The sequence below is a fragment of the Psychrobacillus sp. NPDC058041 genome, from assembly GCF_042885655.1.
Lineage (GTDB): Bacteria > Bacillota > Bacilli > Bacillales_A > Planococcaceae > Psychrobacillus.
This window is the reverse complement of sequence record NZ_JBHVRO010000005.1, coordinates 232,260-253,896: the sequence shown is the minus strand read 5'-3', so window position 1 is coordinate 253,896 and position 21,637 is coordinate 232,260. Positions and strand designations below refer to the sequence as shown.

The window sequence follows — 21,637 nt, the reverse complement described above, 5'->3', positions numbered from 1 at the left end:
CCAAAAACATTGATTTTGAGAATAATACACTGACCGTTTAACGGAACAAGGACTCATGATACGAGATACTCATTCAGCATTCCTTCAATTTTCCAATCAGAATTTGGTTTTAAGAAATAAATTTTTGGCGTTGCTCATATATATAATCGATTACATATAAGTATTTTGAGAAAGGAGTTTAGTTTTGACATATTACTATAAACCCTATTATCAACAGTTTGTTAGAAATATATATGAACAATATCCTTACGTTTTGATGGAACAGGGTTTAAGAAATCCTTATGGGACCAGGTTCTCACAGTTTAGTCCAATCGGACATTCAAATCTGGATCAGCTTATTCTTCCTATTGGCTACAAGTACGATATTGTAGCGACTTGGGGGCAGGATTTAGGGAATGGTGAAAGATTCGGATTTAATAATGATTTTATCTGTTATTTTGGAAGCGACCCAAATGAAGGACTCCTATGGGTCAATCATGAGTACATTGGAAATCTGAGTATTTTCGTAAGTGGATACAAGGAAGAACCTTATGGCCTAAAAAGGACACCGCAGCAAATTGCTGAGGAAAAATACAACCTTGGCGGATCCGTCATTCACATCCGAAAAGGGATAGAAGGAAAGTGGTCAATAGTTAAAGGTTCTCAATATAATCGAAGAATTACTGCCAATACGCCAATCAATTTAACTGGTCCCGCTAAAGGGGATGGAGCAGTAGATGGGGTTACTCATGTCATCGGAACATTTGCTAACTGTTCGGGAGGAAAAACACTTTGGAATACGGCTTTTTCTGGAGAAGAAAATTATGCGGAGATAGTACAGGATTGGTCGGAAACACCAGGAGTTCCAGCGTTAAATCCTACTCATTACGGGTGGGTGGTTGAAATTGACCCTTATGATCCTAAATCAATCCCTAAAAAACATTCAATGCTCGGTAGGTTCGCACACGAGAATGCAGTGATGACACTTGGGAAATCAGGTCGGATTGTTGTTTACAGTGGTGATGACACTAATGATCAGTGCATTTATAAATTTGTAAGTGATGACATTTATCGGCCAGAACTAGGGAATCAGAATAGTAGTCTCCTAGAAACAGGTACATTATTTGTGGCGGATATGGGGGCAAATAAGTGGATTCCTCTTGATCTTAATAAAACACCTAAATTAAGTGAAAAGTATAAAACACAGGGGGAAGTGTTGGTCAACACACGTGATGCCGCAAAGCTCGTAGGCGGAACCCCACTAGATCGTCCAGAGGATATTGAAATTCATCCACGGGATGGTTCAGTTTTTATTGCTTTCACAAATAACATAGCGCACGGAAACTATTACGGGCAGATATATCGCATGTTCCCAGAAGACAATAACCATGAGAGTACCTCATTTGGATATGAAATTTTTACATCTGGAGGTCCTCAAAGTGGTTTTGCTTGTCCAGATAACTTGATGTTTGACCAATCAGGGAATTTGTGGGTATGCACTGATATCGCTTCTGATAAGATCAATAAAGGAGCGTATAGACCATTCCGTAACAACGGATTATATATGATTCCAACAGAAGGGCCATATCGTGGGAAAGCAATGCAATTTGCATCTGCACCAATACAGGCGGAATTAACAGGGACATGGCTGGCTCCTGATGGTGAAACACTTTTTATGTCTGTCCAGCATCCAGGTGAAGAGAGTGTGGATGTTAACAATCCCACTAGCAAGTGGCCATTTGGCAATATTCCAAGGCCATCCGTAGTTGCAATTACAAGGCAATAATAAAGGGCTTTTTTAAAGAAAAAGAGGATTTAGTGCGGCGGCGAATATTATTTGCGACGAGCTTGCGCAGGAGCATGAGACTTATTTGCGACGAGCTTGCGCAGGAGCATGAGACTCCTGCGGGAATAGCGAGACAGACGAGACCCCGCACGAAGCGAAGGAGGAGGCTCGTCGCTCGCCCCGCGGAAAGCGAATGCCAGAGCGCTAAATCAGGGAAGTAGGTATTAATAATTTATTTGCAAATTATTAGAATGACACTTTTTCAGTGCCTTCAACGCAGTGACGAGGAGACCAAAGCTATGCTCACGAAGAGCGTCCGCCATAGCGTAAATTATTCCAATAAATACTATCTCATAACGAGAATCATCAAAACGTTATTTGTATTATTGACTACATTCAGTGAAAACAGATCCATTCTAACCATGATTGGGTCTTTTTTATTTTATTCAAATCATACTTACACATTCCTGTACATACGCCACCATTGTTTACTCCAAAAATATGCTTTAACTTACCTTATATTGTAAAGATAAAAATAACGATACATATTAAAGTGCTGGTATTATTGAGTTTGTAGAATTGTTGCACCATATTTTACAAAGTGGTGTAAGTATAGCATGAAAGTGGTACGATACAAAAAGAGGTGAATCCATATGAATGGACAAAATAGAAAAGATGTTAAACCTGGACTAGAAGTATATATCATATTGAAAAAAGACCAACGAACAGGTGAAAAAACAAAGGGTATTGTGAAGGACTTATTAACGAATTCGTCCTTTCATCCACATGGTATAAAAGTGCGATTAACGGATGGAAAAGTTGGTAGGGTTTGTGAAATTATTGGATAATTATAGAAAAGGAGTGTAAGTGAAATGCAAGTAGAATCGCAAATATTACAATGGTTTAATCACTTTCATGAAAATCCAGAAATAAGTTGGAAAGAATATGAAACAACGAACAAAATCGCTGAAATATTGGATGAGCTTCAAGTACCGTATCGTCGATTTGACGATGTAACTGGTCTACTAGCAGAAATCGGAGAGGGTGAAGAAGTCATTGCAGTTCGTGCAGATATAGATGCACTTTGGCAAGAAGTTGATGGCGTATTTCGTGCAAATCACTCATGTGGACATGATGCCAATATTTCGATGGTATTGGGAGCTTTATTACTAATAAAAAATGAAAAGCTGAACAAACGTATCCGATTTATATTCCAACCAGCAGAAGAAAAAGGTAACGGTGCTAATTCGATGATTGATAGAGGGGCACTTGAAGATGTAACTCACTTATTCGGTGTACATTTACGACCAATTGAAGAGCTTCCTTTTGGAAAAGTATCTCCAGCAATCCATCACGGAGCTGCAATGTTTTTGGAAGGTCAAATAAAAGGAATTGATGCGCACGGGGCACGTCCACATCAAGGTAAAAATGCAATTGATGTGACAGTAGCAATTCATCAAACTTTAAAAAATCTATACTTTTCGCCTTTTGAATCCTATTCTGCAAAGCTCACCAAAATACAAGCAGGTGGAGAGAATGCAAATATCATTCCAGGTAATGCTACATTTTCAATCGATGCTAGAGCTGCAAAAAATGAAATATTATTTAAAATGAAAGACCAAATAGAAAAAGACTTAGAAGCATTACAAAATCTATTTGAAATAGAAATTGAGTGGGAATGGCAAGACATCACACCAGGAGCAGAGGTTTCAATGGAAGCAGCTGCAATCGCAAGACAAGGGATTGTGGAAGTCGTAGGTACTGAGAATCTCGCAGAAGAAGTGATTACGTCTGGAAGTGATGATTTTCATTTTTATACGATTAGACATCCAGAAGTAAAAGCTGCAATGATAGGGATTGGTTCGGATCTTGCACCTGGATTACATCACCCAAACATGACGTTTAATCACAATTCACTATTAATTGGTGCCAAAGTGATAGCTCAAACGCTTTCAAATATTTCTAAAAAAGAATGACCAGCAATCACTTTGCCTAAATCATAAATCTATTAGCGACTATTAAACGTTAATTATAAAAGCGAAAAAGTTGCCAAAAAAGAGATGTCCTTAATTTAAGCTATAATACCTCTAATATTTATGATAGAAAGTATGATTGTACCGGTAGTTGGTTTGGATCAAGGTCCACATATTCCATTAATAATTGGATCCTCTGTTGCGGCAATGGTAGCCTGGGTTTAGTTGGAATGATATTGATGTGATGATGTACAAGGGTATTAAACTAGCGTAGTTCGGTTTTAAATCTAAAAATCTATCAAGAGCTTTAGAAGATGGTGGAACACTTACTTTTGTCTTTCCATATGCAGTTTTAAACTTCGTTGTGCCAATTATATCTGTTATGTATGTATTAACTGGCTTCACGATTCAAAAACTTTCACAAGCAGAAATGGTAGAAATTAAAAAGAGAGAAACAATAGAAGCCTAATCAAAAATTCAATAGTGCATGTGGATAAAGAAAAAATAGGCAGTATCGATTGATAAAGAAGCGAAGCCGCGTCCGAAATTGTATCTTCGGACGCCTTTAAAAGAGTAGGAAAGAATGTACCATGTCCACTTACATTCAAAAAGAGCGACGGACAAACATCCGCCACAAGATAACCGAAAATAGAGGAGTTGGAAGTGAAGCAGTCACTTCCAACTCCTCTAAATTTAACGGTAATAGTGTAGTGGGTGTTTAGTCCAAAGCACTCGTGAATGCAAAGGACAAGATGCACTTAAAGGCGGTTTTCTAAAAAATTTAAAATGCAAAAGACGGTGAATATTTTACATTAAATAGCACATCGAGACCAATTATGTGGAAATCGCAACCAATTTTAAACATATCAAGACCAAATCTACTGAATTCGCAACCAGATTGAAAAAGTCGAGACCAATTTAAAGTTGGAACTATTTTTATGAAGTTCAAAAGCCTGATAGTTTAGAGATTTAGCGATGTGTTTTTTATTTATAAATAAGTCGGGAAATTTAGTTCGTAAATCGCACGGGGGCGTCCTTGTTGGTAGGTCATTTCTTCACCGACAATGCGAGCATACCCATGATCTACTAGTTTTTTCAAGATTCGTTCCGTTGTACGTCTACTTACTTGTAAATAGATTTCTAAATCAGAGGCCGTAAATTCTGTTGATTTATGAAAACGACTGAACTGCATCACCTTTGATAAATTCGCAGGACTTAGAGTTGTTTCTTTCGCTAACAGTGCGAGTTTAGGTTCATTTGTCTTTAGATTTACTCGTTTTTGATTGTTTGGATAAGGCCCTAACAATTCCTTTTGGTCAGTTATTAAGTAAGCAGTATTCTCCGTTGCATAGGCTAGTGCATCACGAGCATTTTGTGTTGCCTCTATAACTGTTTTACCAAATCCAAATGCAATATATAGTGGTGAAGTAGCGAGTTCAAACCATGTTTCTAATGTATTGCTTTTCAATGCTTCCTGTATGTCGCCTTGTGTAGAATATAACACATATAAATTCTCTTCTACTGACACGGCAGTTGCTTGTATAGATCCTAAAATTTTCTTTAACAGATCTTCTGACAATGATGCACTGTCGTTTAATTGTATATAGCCAACAGCAATTTTAGCGGATTGGCTCTTGGCAAGAAGGGCCATGGATTTCGTCTCTTCAATTCCCTTTAAAATGGACCGTTTAGGGTCAATCATTCGAATGACAGAAATATTTTTTTCTTTTAATTCTTGATAAACTGCGTGAATACTAGTTATTGCTAAAGAGGTTTCACCATTTTTTTGTAATTTGGAATGGAAAGAAACGACTTCCTGCAAATTAAAACCAGAATCAATTTGCATCATATATGGATGTTGTTCCATTTGCGCTATATCCTCCAAAACACTATTAACGCTTCTTGGTTCGATTAAGTCGATAGAAATCTGTTGGATAGGTATAGACTCAGAAAAGCAAATGGACAAAAGTGTTGTACTAATAGCAGTTTCATCTTGCCTTAAATAATGAGACGGAACAGGTAATTTCTCTCTAGCTTCCTTAGCATAAATATATGGAAGGGAGCCAGAAAAAAACACAGCATCGCAGGGTTTAATTTTGGACACTATATCCATTGCTTCCATGGGTATGTTATAGATATAATAATCCAAACGGATAGAAATTAGTTCATGTTCAAATTGCCTTAAATGCTCGATAAAATTGCTGGGTCCTAAGACGGCAATGCGTGTAATCATCCGTGCACCTCTTTTTTTAATTTTTAAACGACTATTTAACGACGACTATACCGGGAAATTAAAAACTTGTAAAGAGAGTAGGGAAATATAATGAAAATTAAAGAAGTTGATATTTATGCAATAAGATTACCACTAATAGAACCATTTATCATTAGCTATCATACATACGAAGATATGCCTTCAATTATTGTAAAGATAACAACAGAGGATGGGCTAGTCGGATACGGGGAAGCTGTAGCAGATGAGCATGTAACCGGAGAAACGTGGGAAAGTACATACGCAATGCTTAAAAATACATTAGCTCCTCTATTAATCGGAAAAAATCCAATGGAATTTGAACGATTGCATGAAATAATGGATAAAGCGGTTTATCAAGCACCAGCAGCCAAAGCGGCAATTGATATTGCATGCTACGATGTAGTAGGGAAAAAATTAGATGTTCCCGTTTACCAATTACTTGGCGGCCGCTATCATGAAAAATTTCCAATCACGCATGTTTTAAGTATCGGAACACCTGAAAAGATGGCGGAAGAAGCAGAAAAACGTATAAAAGAAGGCTATTCATCTTTTAAAATGAAAGTCGGAACAGAAGTGCAAGACGACGTAAAACGTATTCAAGCAGTACGTGCAAAAGTGGGAGAAAATATTGCAATTCGTGTCGATGTAAATCAAGGTTGGAAAAACAGTGCAAATACAATTATAGCAATGCGTCAGCTAGAGCATACTGGACTAGATTGGTTAGAACAACCAGTTGTTGCAGATGATTTTAATGGAATGGTGGAAGTGAAAGAAAAAACAAGCACCCCTCTTATGATGGACGAAGGATTAAGAGGATTCCGAGATATGCGTGAATTGATCGAGAAAAAAGCAGCGCATAAAGTAAATATTAAACTAATGAAGTGCGGAGGCATTTACCCAGCGATGAAGCTTGCACATATGGCAGAAATGGCAGGAATCGAATGTCAAATCGGATCTATGGTTGAGTCTTCTATTGGATCCGCAGCCGGTTTCCATGTTGCATTTTCTAAAAAAGCATTTACTAGTGTAGAATTAACTGGGCCACTTAAATTCTCAAAAGATGTTGGTAACTTACATTATGACGTTCCTTTTATTAAACTAAATGAACGTTCTGGTTTAGGTGTAGATGTAGATGAAACAATTTTACAAGAACTAACAGAGTTTTCTACGAAAGTAACAAAGTAAGAGGTGTTTAGATGAAGGAATGGAAAGGAAATCTCGGTGAAAAAGAATATGTTGTACGAGAGCTAACAATAGATAATGTGAATGATATTTTTCGCGTTCAGGATATAGTTTTAGAAACGATCGCAAACAATAATTTCTTATCACCTTTAACAAAGGAAGAATACGTAGAATCTATCTCAAATCATCTAATGGTTGGCGTATTTGTGGAGGAAGAGTTAATTGCATTCCGTGCATTAGCTATACCGGAAATAGATGAACATCATCTAGGATATGATATTGGACTTCAAACAGAGCAACTAAACAAAGTTGTCTATCAAGAAATTACGAATGTTCATCCAAAATATAGAGGATTTGGTTTGCAAAAAAAACTTGGTAATATCGTAATGGAGCTTCTAGATGCGTCACCATATACACATGTATGCGCAACAGTAGCGCCATTTAACATTGCTAGCTTAAAAGACAAGTTAAGCCAAGGGATGGTCATTGGTGCACTGAAAAAGAAATACGGTGAAATGTTACGCTACGTATTTTATAAAAAGCTCCATGAAGACCGTGAAGCCAGTACCGAGGTGTTGGTGATTAATATGGGTGATACTGTAAAACAACAACAATTACTTGAAAAAGGCTGGATCGGAACGAGCATTTTGCAAAAAGATGATGTTTGGTACGTAACGTATGAGGAAAAAGGGTTGTATTTATAAAATAAGAGAACACCTAGTGAGATTTTAATTCACTAGGTGTTTTCTTGTTTTATACAATTCATCTAAATTTTAAATATACTGAAAAATAACCAATAATTATGAAAATTCTGTTATATTTAAAGTAAGAAATTATTATAGGAGGGGATTAATTTACAAGTAGAGGTTGTACTCAGCCCAGAAGATGAACCAGTAGATCCTTACAATGTAATGAAAGGGGGAAAAGTAACACTTTGTATCTTTAATTTCAAGCGATCTTAATAATTAGAACGAAAAGAAGCATCAAATTTGTTGAAACTGGGGGTAGTATATTGAAAAAATTTATACAATTAATAGGTTTCCTTGTAATTATTCTTTATGGATGTGCTCCAGAACCAGTCAAAATAGAAGAAGAAAGTTTCGAATCAATAGATGACCGAGAGACTGTTGATAATCAAGAAATAGTGACTGATGAAAGCGAGTTGGTCAAGGCGCAATTTGTTCAAATGCTTGAAGCTATAGATAATAATGATGAAGAAGGATTTCTAGAGTTTCAAAACAATGCAAATTCTCTGTTTTATAAAGAGCAAAAGAGATGGATGGAAGAGGCGATTTTTAAAAAGCAACAAGGCTATACTTTTTCCGTGAACATTGGAGAAGTAAATCTAATGTCGTCAGATAAAGGGATTATAGAATTAATTGTAAACATGAAATATCAAGACAAGGGAACTCAAAATAAAGTTATATACTCAATTGTTAAATTAAATAACAAATGGGTAATTGATGATGTACCTTTCAAGAAAATATCTGAAGGGGATATTGCTGTGTTATATGTTTCAGACATGGAAGAGCAAGCTTTGACTGTGTTAAGAGAGGCGAGTGATATTGTTCATCTATATAATAATGAATTTGGTTGGGATCCAAAGGATGTAACGATAAAACTTTATGATTCTAGGGAACAAGTATCTGCCACTATACCTTGGATTGGACTAACTGGTTGGAATGAGACAGGTGAGTCGCTAAAACTCATGATTGAACCGTCTGCATCCTACAGTACCCTTGCACATGAGTTAGGCCATAATATGCTTTCTGATTTCTCCAACGATAACGTATCACTATACATTCAAGAGGGTTTCGCAACCTTACTTCAGCATGTAGTAGAAAAAGATGCAGCAGGTAAACCTTTAATTAATTTAAATAATTTACCGTATAGGGAGCAGAAGTTACTATCAAATAGGGATTTGGTCTTTTTATCGATAGATGACTTGAACAAATTGGATTACAACAACACGTCTGAAATTTATGGCTTAGGTTTTTTGCTTACCGATTACTTAATTAAAACTCAGGGCTTTGATAAATTTATGACGATGGTAAAAGAATTAATAAATGAACCATATATTGACAGTAGATCTGAACATAAACTTCAAATACTTTCAGAGAGAACAACTAAGGCAATCGAAAAAGTGTATGGATCAACCGATCAAGTATCAGATGGGTATATAAATTATTTTACTAATAAGAAGAAATAAGGGAAGTTTTAGAGCAATAATAGAAAAAGAGAGCACTTTGAGTGCTCTCTTTCTATTTTAAGATTTCTTCAATTTCCTCTATAAAATTATTATTATTTATAACTTTATAAGCCTTACTATTTCTTTTAGGAAATACAATTACATTTTCTTCAACAAATATATAAATTTGATCTTCTTTAGAAACTATTCTATATTCTGCATCCAAAGGCGTAGGCCGATTTTGTTCTTTAACCTCTTTCAATTCTGCATTCTCCAACAGTGAAACTAATTCTTTCTCGTGATTTTCTGAAAGATTAATTTCTTCGAAATTAACATCAATTATTCTTTCGACAATTATATGCGTTTTATCAGAAAAAAATTCTTCCGTTAAAAGATCTTTAGCTTCTATAGTTTTTGTGAACTGCAAAATTATAAAAAGAATAGCGAATAATAATAAAATTAAGATGCCTACAGTTTTCTTATTTTTCATTATTTCCCCCCTATTTTTCTTTTTTATATATTAACATAAATGACGTTAAAATTGGTTATACATTACAATTAATCCAACAATATAATTTAACGAACTTATATTATCCAATAGAGATAAAATATTATTTCAGCTTCAGGTGGTATTGGGGAGCTTTGAGACAAAGAGGTTTTTTAAATGGATAATTAGAAAGTTCCGTTTAATGTTAAATAATTTTTTTTAGACAAGTTACCGCAGGAGCAAATTTTTCGTCCAAAGCACTTAGGAATTAGTGAAGACAAGATGACTTAAAGGGAGCTTGCGTTTTTTCTTATTGCACCTATTTAGCTACCTTAAATAATGTATTCACGAATTTCAGTAATTTGAATGAGTTCTTATCAAGACCTATGACTGAATTCGGAATAGGAATTTTCTATTATAGTAAAAATAATAAGAATATTAATGAAGTTTCTTCATGATTTAAGGGGTGCACTACTATGAAAAGTTTATATAATGATTCCCGCTTCCGATTAATTATTTTTGCTAATATTTCTTCCTCTATTGGATCTGGAATAACTATGATTGCAATACCATGGATGCTCGTGACAAGTGCAAATGGAGATAGGGTATTTGGTTATGTAACGATATGCATGACAATTATTAGTTTCATCGTTACACCATTTATCGGTAATCTAGTTGATAAAATGTCTCGAAAGAAATTACTGTTGATGAGTGAAATCATTTGTTTTGTATTGTTGTTATTTTTTTCATTAATCGGTTTTTTGGGATTATCCTATGAAGTTTGGCATTATATGTTCATTTACATGATAGGGAGTATGTATTACACCATTTTTTATCCTACTATGTTCGCGTTAAATCAAGAAATCTTTAACAAAGATCAGTACAAATCATTAAATGGAACAATGGAAGTTCAAGGGCAGCTTTCTAGCGTAATTGCTGGAGGCTTAGCAAGTATTTTATTATCTATTTGGGATATACAATACATATTGCTACTGGACGCACTAACATATGGTGCTGCAATCTACTTTTATTTAAAATTGCCGTATACTCAAACTAGTATTAGTAACATTAAAAAAATCCCTAAGTCAAAAGGTACAGAAGGTTTAATGTATATGTTAAAACGACCGTCTATGTTCTTGTTTCTATTTTTTTCTATCATGCCATTTATCGGAGTAATGATTACGAATTACTTATTTCCTGTGTATTTAACAGATGTGCTAAAAGCTTCTGGAAGTTTATATGGCACTCAAAGTATGATTTATGGAATGGGGGCAATAATGGCGGGGATAATAGTGCCTACTATTGCTAGGAAATTTGGGGATGAAAAAACAATCATATACTGCGTTATTACTTACACGATTGCAATCTCCTTAATTGTATTTGCTAATGTTCCTGTATACTTATCACTTATGTTCTTTATTGCCATAGGAAATAGTGGAGCAAGAGTCGCCAGAAATTCTTTCTTGATGGACCAAATCCCTAATGAAATAATCGGAAGAATTGATAGTCTTTTTCGGTCAATCGGACTACTCTTCAGAATTGTACTGCTCGCTATTTTTACGGGAATGGTATCAACTGGACTAATTATTTATTGCTTTATCATACTTAGTGGATTATTATTTACTGCTTCACTTTTCGTATTCTTTTCTTGGAAAAAGGGTTTTGCATTAAAGGAGAAAGATATTAAAATCTTCGTGGGATAGAAGAAAATATGTTATGCCCCATGATGAATTCTCTTATCCTTGCGTAAGTCTTTAAAAGTTGTATAATGTAAATTAATTAGATATTTAAACGTTTTCTAGGGTTCCGCAACGAGTGAGTTGGTCCGAGACCGAGAGAAAACTCACAGCTTGCTGTGTCACGGAAGGATAAAAGCCTGGGAGAAACTGTTAAACAGTTGTCCCTTAGGCTTTTTTGTTTTTATTTGAAGATTAGAAAGAGGGAGTTATTTAGATGAATACTGATTGGATAAAAGTTTTTATTGCTGCTTTTTTTGAAGTTTTTTGGGTCATCGGGTTAAAACATGCAAGTGATTTCTGGACTTGGTCAGGAACTGTTATTTCTATTATCATCAGTTTCTATTTAATGGTTATGGCCGGACGAAAACTTCCAGTAGGAACTGTATATGCAGTTTTTGTAGGGATGGGTACAGCAGGTACTGTCATTTCGGAGATTTTATTGTTTGGAGAATCATTTAAAGTAACTAAAATTATATTGATATTACTATTATTAGCAGGTGTAGTTGGGCTGAAGCTAGTTACAAATGACAAAGCCCAAGAAGGAGATGAGTTATAATGGCATGGATTTCTCTCGTTGTAGCAGGAGTGTTTGAAATGTTCGGTGTCACCATGATTAACAAATTGCATAAGGAACGTAGTTGGCAATCGCTATCTTTACTTTTTATAGGATTTGGAGGAAGTTTTCTATTTCTTGCATATGCAATGAAAACACTACCTATGGGAACAGCGTATGCGATTTGGACAGGGATCGGGGCATCTGGTGGAGCTATTTTAGGGATGCTTTTATACGGTGAATCGAAAGACTGGAAACGAATCGTCTTTATAGGGATGGTTTTAAGTGCAGCAATTGGATTAAAACTGGTTTCCTAAGGGTACATAATAAAACACCTAGTTAGAAAGCTTATTAACTAGGTGTTTCCTCCATTGATTTCTTCTGTAATCACTCCGTAACCTTTTGCTTTCGATTTAATAAATACAATGTCGTTCCAGCAATAAATAAACCTGTACTTAGCCACATTGCAATACCGTTCCATTCCCCGTTGAATAGTGTAATATTTGTTAATGTAATAAAATTCATTAAAATAATAATTATATATAAACCAGTTATCGGTTTCATGTGTTTTCCTCCTTACTAGTATTTATGTGTATCTTACCTATCACTGAAAGTTTTAGATCACCCAATTATGTTTATATATGGTTTTTGATATTTGTATTTAGTGTACCACGTATACTACATAATATCGATCTTGTTTCAGAAAATTCATATAACAACCAACCGTTTTTAATTCTGAAACTATTACTCTTTTTAACCGTATAATAGAGTGTAGAAAAAGTGGAAGAAGGATGATTAAATGACGTTTGTTTTTATTATTTCAGCAATAGTAGCAGTTCTTACTGCATTATTAGTCGTACCATTGACGGTAAAAGGAAAGGGTACGATGTCTTCCGTCATTGGTCTAGCGATTTTAGCTTTTATCGTATTATCGGTTATATATTATGTGACGAATTTGGATCGTAACTGGATAGCTTTATGGCCTTTGCTTGTTCTTACTACGTTTGCCGGAACAAGTATTTCAAGAGGGAAAGAGCAAAAAGTTAAAGGTGTGCTATTTTTAGGAAGTTTAGCAGTTGCTGTTTTCATGCTATCCGCGCCGGTTTGGAATGCAAATGAAAAATATGAAATTGCTAAAATGAACGAACAGGTGGAAATTCAACCTTTTGATGAAACAAAAACACCTGCGAGCGTACCGCCTAAGTTTGCACGAAATAAAATGAAAAAAGCATTTGGGCAAGTTCCAAACACAAGTTACTATGAACTGGGTAATTTACAAATTCAAAAAGTAAAAGATGAATATGTATATATTGCTCCTGTAGAATTTTCTGGATTTTTCAAATGGATGAATGGAGATGTGACTCCTGGTTATTTTACGATGAGTGCAACAGATTCTTCCGATAATCCAAAGTTTGTAAAAGCAGAAATGAGTTACACCCCATCCTCATTCCTTCATAAAAATTTGGAAAGACATATGCGAATGATGCACCCAACTAAGATTTTTTATGGAGAGCCTCAGTTAGAAATTAATGAGGATGGAAAACCTTATTATATTCGTTCTTATGGGAAGTTCATCTCTGCTCGGAATGGCTTTGATGTGGATGGGATTATAGTTGTGGATCCTGCTACAGGTCAAACAGATTCTTATAAGTTAGATGATGTACCAGCTTTTATTGATGGAGCTGTATCACCAGAAGCTGTTAGCTTGCAAAACAGTTATTTCGGGAATTATGTACATGGCTTTATTAATAGTATTGTTGGTAAAAAAGACGTAAAACTTCCTTCAGACGAAGGAACTGAAGCGAATGTTAGTCCAATCTTCGGTGAAGATGGTAGAATGTATTACTTTACTGATTTTACAAGTCCAAAAGAAGGCGTCGATTCGATGCTTGGCTATTCATTAACAGATGGTCGAACTGGAAAAGCGACTTACTACACAGGGAACCTCGAAGACTCTTATATGGATTCCCAAGGTGCACTTCAAATTATTGAAAAGAAATTTATCGAAAAGAAATGGTCGGGGGAAATGCCTGTTCTCTACAATTTTTACGGAGAGGCTAGCTGGTTAACACCAGTATTAGATTCGAATGGGTTCTTACAAAACTATTTCATCGTATCTGCTGCAAATCCCGAAATCTCGGTTTACGGTAATACACCAAATGAAGCGTTGAAGTTGTATAAAACTGCGATTCAACGTGGAGGAAGCTCTGTTGATGGAAGCTCCAATGCAGAAGAAAAGTCTGTAATGGGAACTGTTTTACGTGTATTCAAGGAACGTGTCGGTGACTTTACACAAGTATCTTTTTTGTTGAACAATAAACAAAGCTATATTGTATCTTCTGAAGTAGCTCCACTAGCAGTTTATATGCAAGAAGGAGATAGTGTGCAAGTGAAGTTCTTAAATACAGGAGAGCTATTCTTACCTGTTAAAGAGGTAACGATACAAGGAATTGAGAATAATTAAAACAAGAGAGTATAAGTAGTCTGAGCTATCCTAGTTTTCTAGGATGGCTTTTATAATATACCTACAAGGGAGTGATTACGTGAAAGTTCATTATTTAACAATCGGAGAAGTGGCCAAACTAAGTAACTTATCGATTCAAACCTTGCGATACTATGATCAAATAAATTTATTTAAGCCGGTAGAAATTGATCCCAATAATAAGTATAGATATTATCGAAATACCCAATTATATTACTTAGACATTATTAAAACTCTAAAGTATCTTGGTCTTTCGTTGGAGGAAGTGAAATCGGTACTCACATTGACTCCTGAAGAATTGGTCAAGTACCTTGCCGACCAAGAGGATAGAATAGACCAAGAATTCCAAAGGCTACTAGAAACTAAAGAAGTATTGCAAAGAAAAAAAGAACAAATTCAGACGTTTGTCCTAGAGTCGAACAAAATGACTGTATGTATTAAGAAAATGCCAGAACAGAAAATAGTGAAAATAAGAACGTCGAATATAAGCGTACATGATATACCTAACAGGGAGTATGGACTTATAAGTAAAGTGTTGGAAGACGTGGGAAGTGTATTTGATACATTGTATGGTGGGGCATTTAGTTTAAAAAGGTATAAATCCATGGAAGAAATTAATTATGATTATTTATTTACACATACTGTGAAAGATAATAAACCTAGTAATTCTGAGGAGGTAGAAATCAGCTCGTTGCCAGCAGGGGATTATCTCAGTATCACGTTTGCATTAATAGATGATGTATATGAAGATTGTTACAACAAATTAATTGATTATTTGGAGCAACATCATATAAAGGTAGTACCAGTCGTTTATGATGTTTGGATGCCAATAAACTCCACAGCTTCAAAAGAAGACGAATTTTTAGTCGAGCTCAAAATACAAATAGCTACTTGACCCTATAGTTACTATAGGGTTTATTTTTATAAACAGAAGTCATAATTTTAGCTAGGAGTTTGAAAATGGTTATACAAAAAAGTGGTTTGAACAAGACAATATATTTAGTACTAGTGAATTTGTTTATTGTATTTTTAGGGATAGGACTAGTTATTCCTGTTTTTCCAACATTGATGAGGGAGATGCACCTAGAAGGAACTACAATTGGTTACTTAATGGCAGCTTTTGCGTTCATTCAATTATTAGTATCCCCAATAGCTGGGAGATGGGTAGACACGTTTGGACGAAAAAAAATGATTGTTATTGGTATGCTTCTTTTTGGTTTGTCTGAAATGCTTTTTGGGTTTGGACAGGATGTGAAGGTACTATATATTTCTAGAATGTTAGGTGGAGTTAGTGCAGCATTCATTATGCCGGCAGTGACAGCCTTTGTTGCGGATATTACCTCTTTAAAGGAACGACCAAAAGCGATGGGGTACGTTGCAGCGGCTATAAGTACAGGATTTATCATAGGCCCAGGAATTGGTGGTTTTTTGGCTGAACATGGGACAAGAACTCCTTTCTTTTTTGCAGCAGCGTTAGGGTTTTTAGGATCTATTTTCTCTTTAATCATATTGAAAGAGCCTAAAAGACCAGAAATAGAAACGAAAAAAACAGATAAACCTCGAGCAAAAAAAGGGTTCCGAAAAGTATTAGAACCAATTTATTTAATCCCTATGATGATCATTCTTGTATCTAGTTTTGGCTTGGCGGCTTTCGAAACCGTCTATTCTCTTTTCGTCGATCATAAATTCGCATTTACACCAAAAGATATTGCTTTAATTATTACAGTTAGTGGAATTTTAGGTGTCATTGCTCAAGTTTTATCATTTGATCGTATTGTTGGAAAAATAGGTGAAATTAGATTGATCCAATTTTGTATGGCCGTATCGACTGTATTCATATTTGCTATGATTAAAGTGTCAGCATACTGGTCGATATTAGTGGTGACATTTGTCATTTTCTTAATGTTTGATATTATACGTCCTGCGTTGACAACGTATTTATCTAAAATAGCAGGCAATGAGCAAGGGTTTGTAGGTGGTTTAAACTCCACATTTACGAGTGTAGGAAATATTATAGGTCCTGGTATTGCAGGAGTTTTGTTTGACGTGAATATCGATTATCCTTACGTCTTATCAATGTTTGTGCTTGCATTTAGCTTTGTAATCACTTTATTTTGGAAAGAGCGAAAAATTAATTAAGGGATGGATGGAAAAATGAACAATTATATTGTTACGGGAACGACGAGTGGAATAGGTTTAGAGTTAGTTAATCAATTATTAGAAGCTGGAAATACTGTTTATGGAATTGCACGAAAAGAAAATGGTATTGATCATCATCGCTATCATCATTATTTATTGGATTTAACAGAAACCTCAAAGCTTACTGATATGATGAATGAAATTATAAAAGAAGCATCTTCTGAAGCAAGTTCTTTTACACTCATCAATAATGCTGGAACGATTGAACCGATTGGGATGGCTGGAGAGATAAATAGTAATCTAATTGCGAAAAGTATTGCTGTTAATCTGACAGCTCCGATGATATTAACAAGTGCTTTCATCAGTGAATTAGCTACAAAAAATATGCCTAAAAAAGTTGTTCAAATATCATCTGGGGCTGGTAGAAATGCTCTTGAAGGTTGGAGCTGCTATTGTGCGGGAAAGGCAGGGCTCGATAGATTTACAGAAGCTGTAAATTTAGAAGAGTCGAACAAGACAAACGGGGTGAGATTAGTATCGATTGCACCAGGAATCATTGATACAAATATGCAAAAGACAATCCGTCAATCGTCCACCAGTGCATTTCCTTCAGTAGATCGTTTTAAAGAATATAAAGCATCTGGACAACTGAGCAATGCAAAAGATGTAGCAGAAAAATTAATTAGCTTTATCGAAAGTGATCAATTTTATAAAGTAGAAGTTCTAACTGATCTGCGCAATTTATAGGGGTAGTCGTTTTGTCTTTTCACGAAAATCCGATACAATAGTATATAGAGTATTTGAGTGTGAAATGGAGGACTAATGGTGCGTGAAGTAGCAGCTTTACAAAAAGAAGCAATGGATATGCTAAAAAAAACAAGTAGAACGTTTTATATTCCAATCACTTTTTTAGAACCGAAACTAAAAAAGGCGGTTGCTTCTGCTTATTTATGCATGCGTGCAATAGATGAAATAGAGGATCATGAAGCATTAGGATCACAAGAGAAACAACGGTTACTTCTTGCGACTAGCAAAATGCTTTTAACTACCGAATTTGATACAAAAGAATATGAACAATTAGTAGAGCCATTCAAAGAAATACTACCAGAAGTTTCATTGAGATTGGGAGATTGGCTTGCCATTTGTCCGACCGATTTAGTAGAGAAAGTGAAAGAATCTACAAGTGAAATGGCAGAAGGAATGGCCAAATGGGTAGAGAAAAACTGGCAAGTGAAAACGAAAGAAGATCTGGATGAGTATACCTATTATGTAGCAGGTCTTGTGGGCGTAATGCTTTCTGACTTATGGAAGTGGAGTGCAGACATTGACACAGATCGGGACCTTGCAATTGCTTACGGAAGAGGTCTTCAAGCGGTAAATATTTTGCGTAATAAAGACGAAGATAGCGAACGTGGCGTGCAGTTCTTTCCAGAAGGATGGACACGTGAAGATATGTTCCACTATGCGGAAGGCAATTTAGCTAAAGCAGACGAATACATCAAGAGTATTCATCGAAAAAATATCGTATTATTTTGCAAGCTACCACTCGCACTTGCACACAAAACATTAAAAGCATTGAAGAGCGGAAAAGAAAAAATGACTCGTGCTGAAGTAGAAGCTACTGTGGAAGAAGTACAAGCAGAGGTTTAATAAAACATAGGGAAATACCAAGAAGAATATGTTATTTTTCTTGGGGATCTTATTGAAATCTACACTTTTCTTTTTCAATGGGAAAGTTGAAAAATGAAGTAATTATAATAAAAAACCAGACAAAGTTTAATCTGTCTGGTTTTTTCTATGCAATGATCTATTATTGAGCTGTATATCCACCATCAACTGTTAAGCTATTACCTGTCATGAATGAAGAATCATCAGAAGCCATGAATAGTACAGCTTTTGCCATTTCTTCTGCTTGACCAAGACGCTTCATCGGTGTCATCGTTGCTAACACTTGTTTGCTTTCTTCGGGAATAATCGGTGTGTCGATGAAGCCTGGGCATAATGAGTTTACACGAATATTTTGCTCTGCATATTCCAGTGCAAGTGAGCGTGTTAAGTTAATAACGCCACCTTTTGCTGCATTGTAAGCTGCTGAGCCAGGTGAGCCAACCCAGCCATACATAGAGGCAGTGTTGACAATCGAGCCGCCACCCAATTTTAGCATTTCACGAATTGCTTCGCGTGCGACTAAAAATACGCCGTCTAAGTCAACATTTACCGTGTTGCGCCATTCAGCATATTCTAGCGTATGTGATGGATGTACACGACCAATTCCTGCATTGTTGAAAACGATGTCTACTTTACCGAAAGCTTCAATTGTTTGTTTAAAAATAGCTTGTACGTCTTCTTCACTTGTAATATTTGCTTTCACAAAAATTGCATCGGCGTTGTTTGCTTTTAGTTCTGCTTCAAAAGCTTTTCCTTTTTCTTCATTTAAATCTACTAGTACAACTTTTGCACCCTCTGAAACGAAAAGTCTTGCTGTTGCTGCACCAATACCTGATGCACCGCCTGTGATGACCGCTACTTTGTCTTGTAATTTACCCATGTGAATCCCCTCCATAATTAATGTTGCACGAGTGCAATTGTATGTTTGTTATAATTGATAAATATAGTGACTAGTTGGACTATTTCCTTACAATTTCATTTTAACCCTTTACTCTCACTAAACAATCATTAGTAAATCATTAAGTGTCTAACTAGTAGACATTCCGAATGGATTCGTCTATTTTCAGGAGGTTAATTCATGAGCAATGAACAATATGAACTTTCACAACGACAAAATCGGACAAGAGAACATTTAAAACAAGCCTTTATCGAACTGATAAAAGAAAAAGGCTATCATGCTGTCTCGGTGAAAGATATTGTGGATCGAGCTGCATACAATCGTAGTACTTTTTATTTGCATTTCCAAGATAAAATAGAATTAGCGGATGATTTACTTAATTCAATACTTCAAGGTCTGGAAGATTCAGTTGGGAAGCCATATGTTCGTGGACAAAAAGTATATACGACGAAGTTGAATATTCCCTCCTTTAATCTTGTGACTTATATTTATGAACATCGCCAGTTTTTTGAACTTATTAAATATGAAGACACATTACCGGGTTTACATACGCAATTACCATTGACGATCACCAAAATTTACAATGAACAATTTATCTTCAAAACGATTAATGATATACCCGTCAATATGGATTATTTTAAACGTTATACATCTTATGGTTTTTACGGACTTATCATCCATTGGATTTCAAACGACTTCCATACATCCCAGGAGGAATTTATCCAAGAGGTGATTGACTTATCAAAAACACATATTTATTCATTTAAGTATGTAGGGAAATAGTATTTGGTTTACGGCCCTTGGAATAATTTAGAATTCAATGAGAATATGGCACCGTAATGAAGATAAGGAGGGGTATGAATGGAACTGTTTAATCTGATTAAAAATGAGCGAGCATTTTGGTTGGTCGATCAAGTTAAAATAGAAAGCAAGTCCGAAGAAGATTATAAAGAAGCGTTTATAGCGAGTGCATTTTATAGAATGCTCACATTGATCAGATAATAGATATCCTAAATTAGTAAAATAATCTTCCGCATTAATAATTCCTAATGTCCTTGGCTGCATTCTTTCAAAAGAAATTCCCTCGGTCGTAAATAAGGAGGTTGTTTCATTGAAAGTTAGTGATTGATTGATACATCTCAAGTTTTCGTAATGAGTATCATCTGATTCAATTATCATTTGACGAATAGCTTCGTCCGATGCAGAGCTAGCGGACGTGCCGTATAAATACGCCGGATGGTTTCATTCCTTTACTTGCAATGTGATATGGACTTCTTGATCTACGTGTGATATCGATTTTTATGATTTCTTTATCTTCAATAGACTCTTTTTTCGCAGATGTGTGCACAAGAATATCGGGTCTAATACTGTCCCTAAGAATGCTACTAATGATTTCTAAATCTTTGTCTGCGTTCTCTAAACCAACTACTGTTTCATCATAAATTCCAATTAATGCCTCTCCGCCATTCGTATTGGCAAATTCGATGATTTCTTTTTTTAATCCTTCAGTAATTTCCTGCTTCAGTTCAAGCGTAGAGCTTTCTGGCTGCATATTATTCACCTCTTTTTTGATATAACTACCTATAATCGATTAATTAAACAAAAATGTGTTAACCAAAAATAAAAAAGTGTTTACACAAATAAAATTGCAAGCTATGATAAATCTAATACATAGATGTCGACTTCTAGTAGAAATTTTTCATAATCTTACATAACGACAGGAGAAATATAAGATGACAACAAAAGAGATGGTATTTGCCGCATTATTCGCTGCATTAATAGGAGTATTGGGCATGATTCCGCCAATTCCACTGGGCTTTATCCCGGTTCCAATAACAGCACAAACACTAGGCGTCATGTTAGCTGGATGCTTTTTAGGAAAGAAAACAGGTGCAATTAGCTTAGTATTATTTATCGTATTAGTTGCTTTAGGTTTACCTTTATTATCAGGAGGACGTGGTGGTCTTTCAGTGTTAGTAGGGCCATCCGCAGGATACATTTTAAGCTGGCCAATTGCCGCATTTTGTATCGGATTTGCTATAGAAAAAGTATGGTTATCGTTAAAAGTGTGGAAAGTGATCGTTATTAACTTTATTTTTGGTGTTGTACTTGTTAGTTTAATTGGTGCACCAGTAATGGCTATGATCACGCATACATCTGTATGGGCTGGGCTTGTCGGTGCTACTGCATTTTTACCAGGAGATTTAATCAAAGCGATTATCGTAGCTGTTATTGCTATACAACTAAAAGCTGTTAGTCCGATTGAACAAAAATTGAACAACTAATATACGGAAATGATGAAATAGGTGTGA

General features: G+C 35.5%; 22 protein-coding genes, 1 pseudogene and 1 riboswitch. Of the genes and pseudogenes, 18 read left to right on the top strand and 5 right to left on the bottom strand.

The features are described from left to right. Positions 1 to 184 precede the first annotated feature (184 nt). From ACFVR1_RS10485 to ACFVR1_RS10470, 4 genes and pseudogenes are all read left to right on the top strand, one after another. The gene (locus ACFVR1_RS10485; RefSeq protein ID WP_387583842.1) at positions 185 to 1,765 is read left to right on the top strand and encodes a PhoX family protein; all 1,581 of its coding nucleotides are present in this window, start codon (positions 185 to 187) and stop codon (positions 1,763 to 1,765) included. 653 nt (positions 1,766 to 2,418) lie between these two features. Next, on the top strand, positions 2,419 to 2,613 hold the full coding sequence (locus ACFVR1_RS10480; RefSeq protein ID WP_387583840.1) for a YwbE family protein: 195 nt from the start codon (positions 2,419 to 2,421) through the stop codon (positions 2,611 to 2,613). Positions 2,614 to 2,637: 24 nt separating this feature from the next. Beyond that, positions 2,638 to 3,741 (top strand): amidohydrolase, encoded by a 1,104-nt coding sequence (locus ACFVR1_RS10475; RefSeq protein WP_387583838.1) that lies wholly within the window; start codon positions 2,638 to 2,640, stop codon positions 3,739 to 3,741. A 274-nt stretch (positions 3,742 to 4,015) separates the two neighbouring features. After that, positions 4,016 to 4,207, top strand: a pseudogene (locus ACFVR1_RS10470) (Na+/H+ antiporter NhaC); the annotation flags it as partial. Between the two features lie 519 nt (positions 4,208 to 4,726). On the opposite strand, the gene ACFVR1_RS10465 reads toward ACFVR1_RS10470, so the two are convergent. After that, on the bottom strand, positions 4,727 to 5,971 hold the full coding sequence (locus ACFVR1_RS10465) for a transcriptional regulator (RefSeq protein WP_387583837.1): 1,245 nt from the start codon (positions 5,969 to 5,971) through the stop codon (positions 4,727 to 4,729). Between the two features lie 90 nt (positions 5,972 to 6,061). On the opposite strand from ACFVR1_RS10465, the gene ACFVR1_RS10460 reads away from it, so the two are divergent. The 3 genes from ACFVR1_RS10460 (at position 6,062) to ACFVR1_RS10450 (ending at position 9,380) form a co-directional block, all read left to right on the top strand. Further along, positions 6,062 to 7,174 carry a mandelate racemase/muconate lactonizing enzyme family protein gene (locus tag ACFVR1_RS10460; RefSeq protein WP_387583835.1) on the top strand — a complete coding sequence of 371 codons (1,113 nt, stop codon included), beginning with the start codon at positions 6,062 to 6,064 and terminating at the stop codon, positions 7,172 to 7,174. Positions 7,175 to 7,185: 11 nt separating this feature from the next. After that, complete coding sequence (locus tag ACFVR1_RS10455; RefSeq protein WP_387583833.1) at positions 7,186 to 7,875, top strand: GNAT family N-acetyltransferase; 690 nt, start codon at positions 7,186 to 7,188, stop codon at positions 7,873 to 7,875. Between the two features lie 308 nt (positions 7,876 to 8,183). Further along, positions 8,184 to 9,380 carry a hypothetical protein gene (locus ACFVR1_RS10450; RefSeq protein WP_387583831.1) on the top strand — a complete coding sequence of 399 codons (1,197 nt, stop codon included), beginning with the start codon at positions 8,184 to 8,186 and terminating at the stop codon, positions 9,378 to 9,380. A 52-nt stretch (positions 9,381 to 9,432) separates the two neighbouring features. On the opposite strand, the gene ACFVR1_RS10445 is transcribed toward ACFVR1_RS10450, so the two are convergent. Further along, entirely contained in the window at positions 9,433 to 9,849 is a 417-nt protein-coding gene (locus tag ACFVR1_RS10445; protein ID WP_387583829.1) for a hypothetical protein, read from the bottom strand. A 473-nt stretch (positions 9,850 to 10,322) separates the two neighbouring features. On the opposite strand from ACFVR1_RS10445, the gene ACFVR1_RS10440 reads away from it, so the two are divergent. From ACFVR1_RS10440 to ACFVR1_RS10430, 3 genes are all read left to right on the top strand, one after another. Then, entirely contained in the window at positions 10,323 to 11,549 is a 1,227-nt protein-coding gene (locus ACFVR1_RS10440; RefSeq protein ID WP_387583827.1) for an MFS transporter, read from the top strand. Positions 11,550 to 11,633: 84 nt separating this feature from the next. Continuing rightward, a riboswitch (guanidine-I (ykkC/yxkD leader) is annotated at positions 11,634 to 11,731 on the top strand. A 68-nt stretch (positions 11,732 to 11,799) separates the two neighbouring features. After that, positions 11,800 to 12,141 (top strand): DMT family transporter, encoded by a 342-nt coding sequence (locus tag ACFVR1_RS10435; RefSeq protein ID WP_387583826.1) that lies wholly within the window; start codon positions 11,800 to 11,802, stop codon positions 12,139 to 12,141. Further along, entirely contained in the window at positions 12,141 to 12,455 is a 315-nt protein-coding gene (locus ACFVR1_RS10430) for a DMT family transporter (protein ID WP_387583824.1), read from the top strand. The genes ACFVR1_RS10435 and ACFVR1_RS10430 overlap by 1 nt, the downstream gene beginning before the upstream one ends. A gap of 70 nt (positions 12,456 to 12,525) precedes the next feature. Here ACFVR1_RS10430 and ACFVR1_RS10425 read toward each other — a convergent pair whose 3' ends face one another. Next, entirely contained in the window at positions 12,526 to 12,702 is a 177-nt protein-coding gene (locus tag ACFVR1_RS10425; protein ID WP_387583822.1) for a hypothetical protein, read from the bottom strand. A gap of 235 nt (positions 12,703 to 12,937) precedes the next feature. Between ACFVR1_RS10425 and ACFVR1_RS10420 the strand changes: the two genes are divergently transcribed. The 5 genes from ACFVR1_RS10420 (at position 12,938) to ACFVR1_RS10400 (ending at position 18,409) form a co-directional block, all read left to right on the top strand. After that, entirely contained in the window at positions 12,938 to 14,602 is a 1,665-nt protein-coding gene (locus ACFVR1_RS10420; protein ID WP_387583820.1) for a hypothetical protein, read from the top strand. 79 nt (positions 14,603 to 14,681) lie between these two features. Then, positions 14,682 to 15,515, top strand: coding sequence for a MerR family transcriptional regulator (locus ACFVR1_RS10415; RefSeq protein WP_387583819.1), 834 nt, complete (start codon positions 14,682 to 14,684; stop codon positions 15,513 to 15,515). A gap of 65 nt (positions 15,516 to 15,580) precedes the next feature. Then, entirely contained in the window at positions 15,581 to 16,759 is a 1,179-nt protein-coding gene (locus tag ACFVR1_RS10410; RefSeq protein WP_387583817.1) for an MFS transporter, read from the top strand. Between the two features lie 15 nt (positions 16,760 to 16,774). Next, positions 16,775 to 17,506: an SDR family NAD(P)-dependent oxidoreductase gene (locus tag ACFVR1_RS10405; protein ID WP_387583815.1), complete on the top strand. Its 732-nt coding sequence runs from the start codon at positions 16,775 to 16,777 to the stop codon at positions 17,504 to 17,506. A 78-nt stretch (positions 17,507 to 17,584) separates the two neighbouring features. Beyond that, positions 17,585 to 18,409, top strand: coding sequence for a squalene/phytoene synthase family protein (locus ACFVR1_RS10400; protein ID WP_387583814.1), 825 nt, complete (start codon positions 17,585 to 17,587; stop codon positions 18,407 to 18,409). Positions 18,410 to 18,569: 160 nt separating this feature from the next. Here the strand turns inward: ACFVR1_RS10400 and ACFVR1_RS10395 are convergent, their stop codons facing one another. Continuing rightward, positions 18,570 to 19,307, bottom strand: a complete 738-nt coding sequence (locus ACFVR1_RS10395; RefSeq protein WP_387583813.1) for an SDR family NAD(P)-dependent oxidoreductase — start codon at positions 19,305 to 19,307, stop codon at positions 18,570 to 18,572. Between the two features lie 198 nt (positions 19,308 to 19,505). Between ACFVR1_RS10395 and ACFVR1_RS10390 the strand changes: the two genes are divergently transcribed. Both ACFVR1_RS10390 and ACFVR1_RS10385 read left to right on the top strand, forming a co-directional pair. Continuing rightward, positions 19,506 to 20,108, top strand: a complete 603-nt coding sequence (locus tag ACFVR1_RS10390; RefSeq protein ID WP_387583812.1) for a TetR/AcrR family transcriptional regulator — start codon at positions 19,506 to 19,508, stop codon at positions 20,106 to 20,108. A 78-nt stretch (positions 20,109 to 20,186) separates the two neighbouring features. Beyond that, positions 20,187 to 20,327: a hypothetical protein gene (locus tag ACFVR1_RS10385; protein WP_387583811.1), complete on the top strand. Its 141-nt coding sequence runs from the start codon at positions 20,187 to 20,189 to the stop codon at positions 20,325 to 20,327. Between the two features lie 205 nt (positions 20,328 to 20,532). Here the strand turns inward: ACFVR1_RS10385 and ACFVR1_RS10380 are convergent, their stop codons facing one another. After that, entirely contained in the window at positions 20,533 to 20,877 is a 345-nt protein-coding gene (locus tag ACFVR1_RS10380; RefSeq protein WP_387583810.1) for an AlbA family DNA-binding domain-containing protein, read from the bottom strand. Between the two features lie 181 nt (positions 20,878 to 21,058). Here ACFVR1_RS10380 and ACFVR1_RS10375 point away from each other — a divergent pair, with 181 nt between their 5' ends. Beyond that, on the top strand, positions 21,059 to 21,610 hold the full coding sequence (locus tag ACFVR1_RS10375; protein ID WP_387583809.1) for a biotin transporter BioY: 552 nt from the start codon (positions 21,059 to 21,061) through the stop codon (positions 21,608 to 21,610). Positions 21,611 to 21,637 lie beyond the last annotated feature (27 nt).

Bases quoted from the DNA above. Each gene is read 5' to 3' on its own strand.
- ACFVR1_RS10405 (WP_387583815.1), top strand. From the start codon at position 16,775: ATGAACAATTATATTGTTACGGGAACGACGAGTGGAATAGGTTTAGAG.
- ACFVR1_RS10420 (WP_387583820.1), top strand. From the start codon at position 12,938: ATGACGTTTGTTTTTATTATTTCAGCAATAGTAGCAGTTCTTACTGCA.
- ACFVR1_RS10385 (WP_387583811.1), top strand. From the start codon at position 20,187: ATGGAACTGTTTAATCTGATTAAAAATGAGCGAGCATTTTGGTTGGTC.
- ACFVR1_RS10380 (WP_387583810.1), bottom strand. From the start codon at position 20,877: ATGCAGCCAGAAAGCTCTACGCTTGAACTGAAGCAGGAAATTACTGAA.
- ACFVR1_RS10445 (WP_387583829.1), bottom strand. From the start codon at position 9,849: ATGAAAAATAAGAAAACTGTAGGCATCTTAATTTTATTATTATTCGCT.
- ACFVR1_RS10375 (WP_387583809.1), top strand. From the start codon at position 21,059: ATGACAACAAAAGAGATGGTATTTGCCGCATTATTCGCTGCATTAATA.
- ACFVR1_RS10425 (WP_387583822.1), bottom strand. From the start codon at position 12,702: ATGAAACCGATAACTGGTTTATATATAATTATTATTTTAATGAATTTT.
- ACFVR1_RS10410 (WP_387583817.1), top strand. From the start codon at position 15,581: ATGGTTATACAAAAAAGTGGTTTGAACAAGACAATATATTTAGTACTA.
- ACFVR1_RS10455 (WP_387583833.1), top strand. From the start codon at position 7,186: ATGAAGGAATGGAAAGGAAATCTCGGTGAAAAAGAATATGTTGTACGA.
- ACFVR1_RS10460 (WP_387583835.1), top strand. From the start codon at position 6,062: ATGAAAATTAAAGAAGTTGATATTTATGCAATAAGATTACCACTAATA.
- ACFVR1_RS10465 (WP_387583837.1), bottom strand. From the start codon at position 5,971: ATGATTACACGCATTGCCGTCTTAGGACCCAGCAATTTTATCGAGCAT.
- ACFVR1_RS10395 (WP_387583813.1), bottom strand. From the start codon at position 19,307: ATGGGTAAATTACAAGACAAAGTAGCGGTCATCACAGGCGGTGCATCA.
- ACFVR1_RS10390 (WP_387583812.1), top strand. From the start codon at position 19,506: ATGAGCAATGAACAATATGAACTTTCACAACGACAAAATCGGACAAGA.
- ACFVR1_RS10430 (WP_387583824.1), top strand. From the start codon at position 12,141: ATGGCATGGATTTCTCTCGTTGTAGCAGGAGTGTTTGAAATGTTCGGT.
- ACFVR1_RS10440 (WP_387583827.1), top strand. From the start codon at position 10,323: ATGAAAAGTTTATATAATGATTCCCGCTTCCGATTAATTATTTTTGCT.
- ACFVR1_RS10435 (WP_387583826.1), top strand. From the start codon at position 11,800: ATGAATACTGATTGGATAAAAGTTTTTATTGCTGCTTTTTTTGAAGTT.
- ACFVR1_RS10480 (WP_387583840.1), top strand. From the start codon at position 2,419: ATGAATGGACAAAATAGAAAAGATGTTAAACCTGGACTAGAAGTATAT.
- ACFVR1_RS10475 (WP_387583838.1), top strand. From the start codon at position 2,638: ATGCAAGTAGAATCGCAAATATTACAATGGTTTAATCACTTTCATGAA.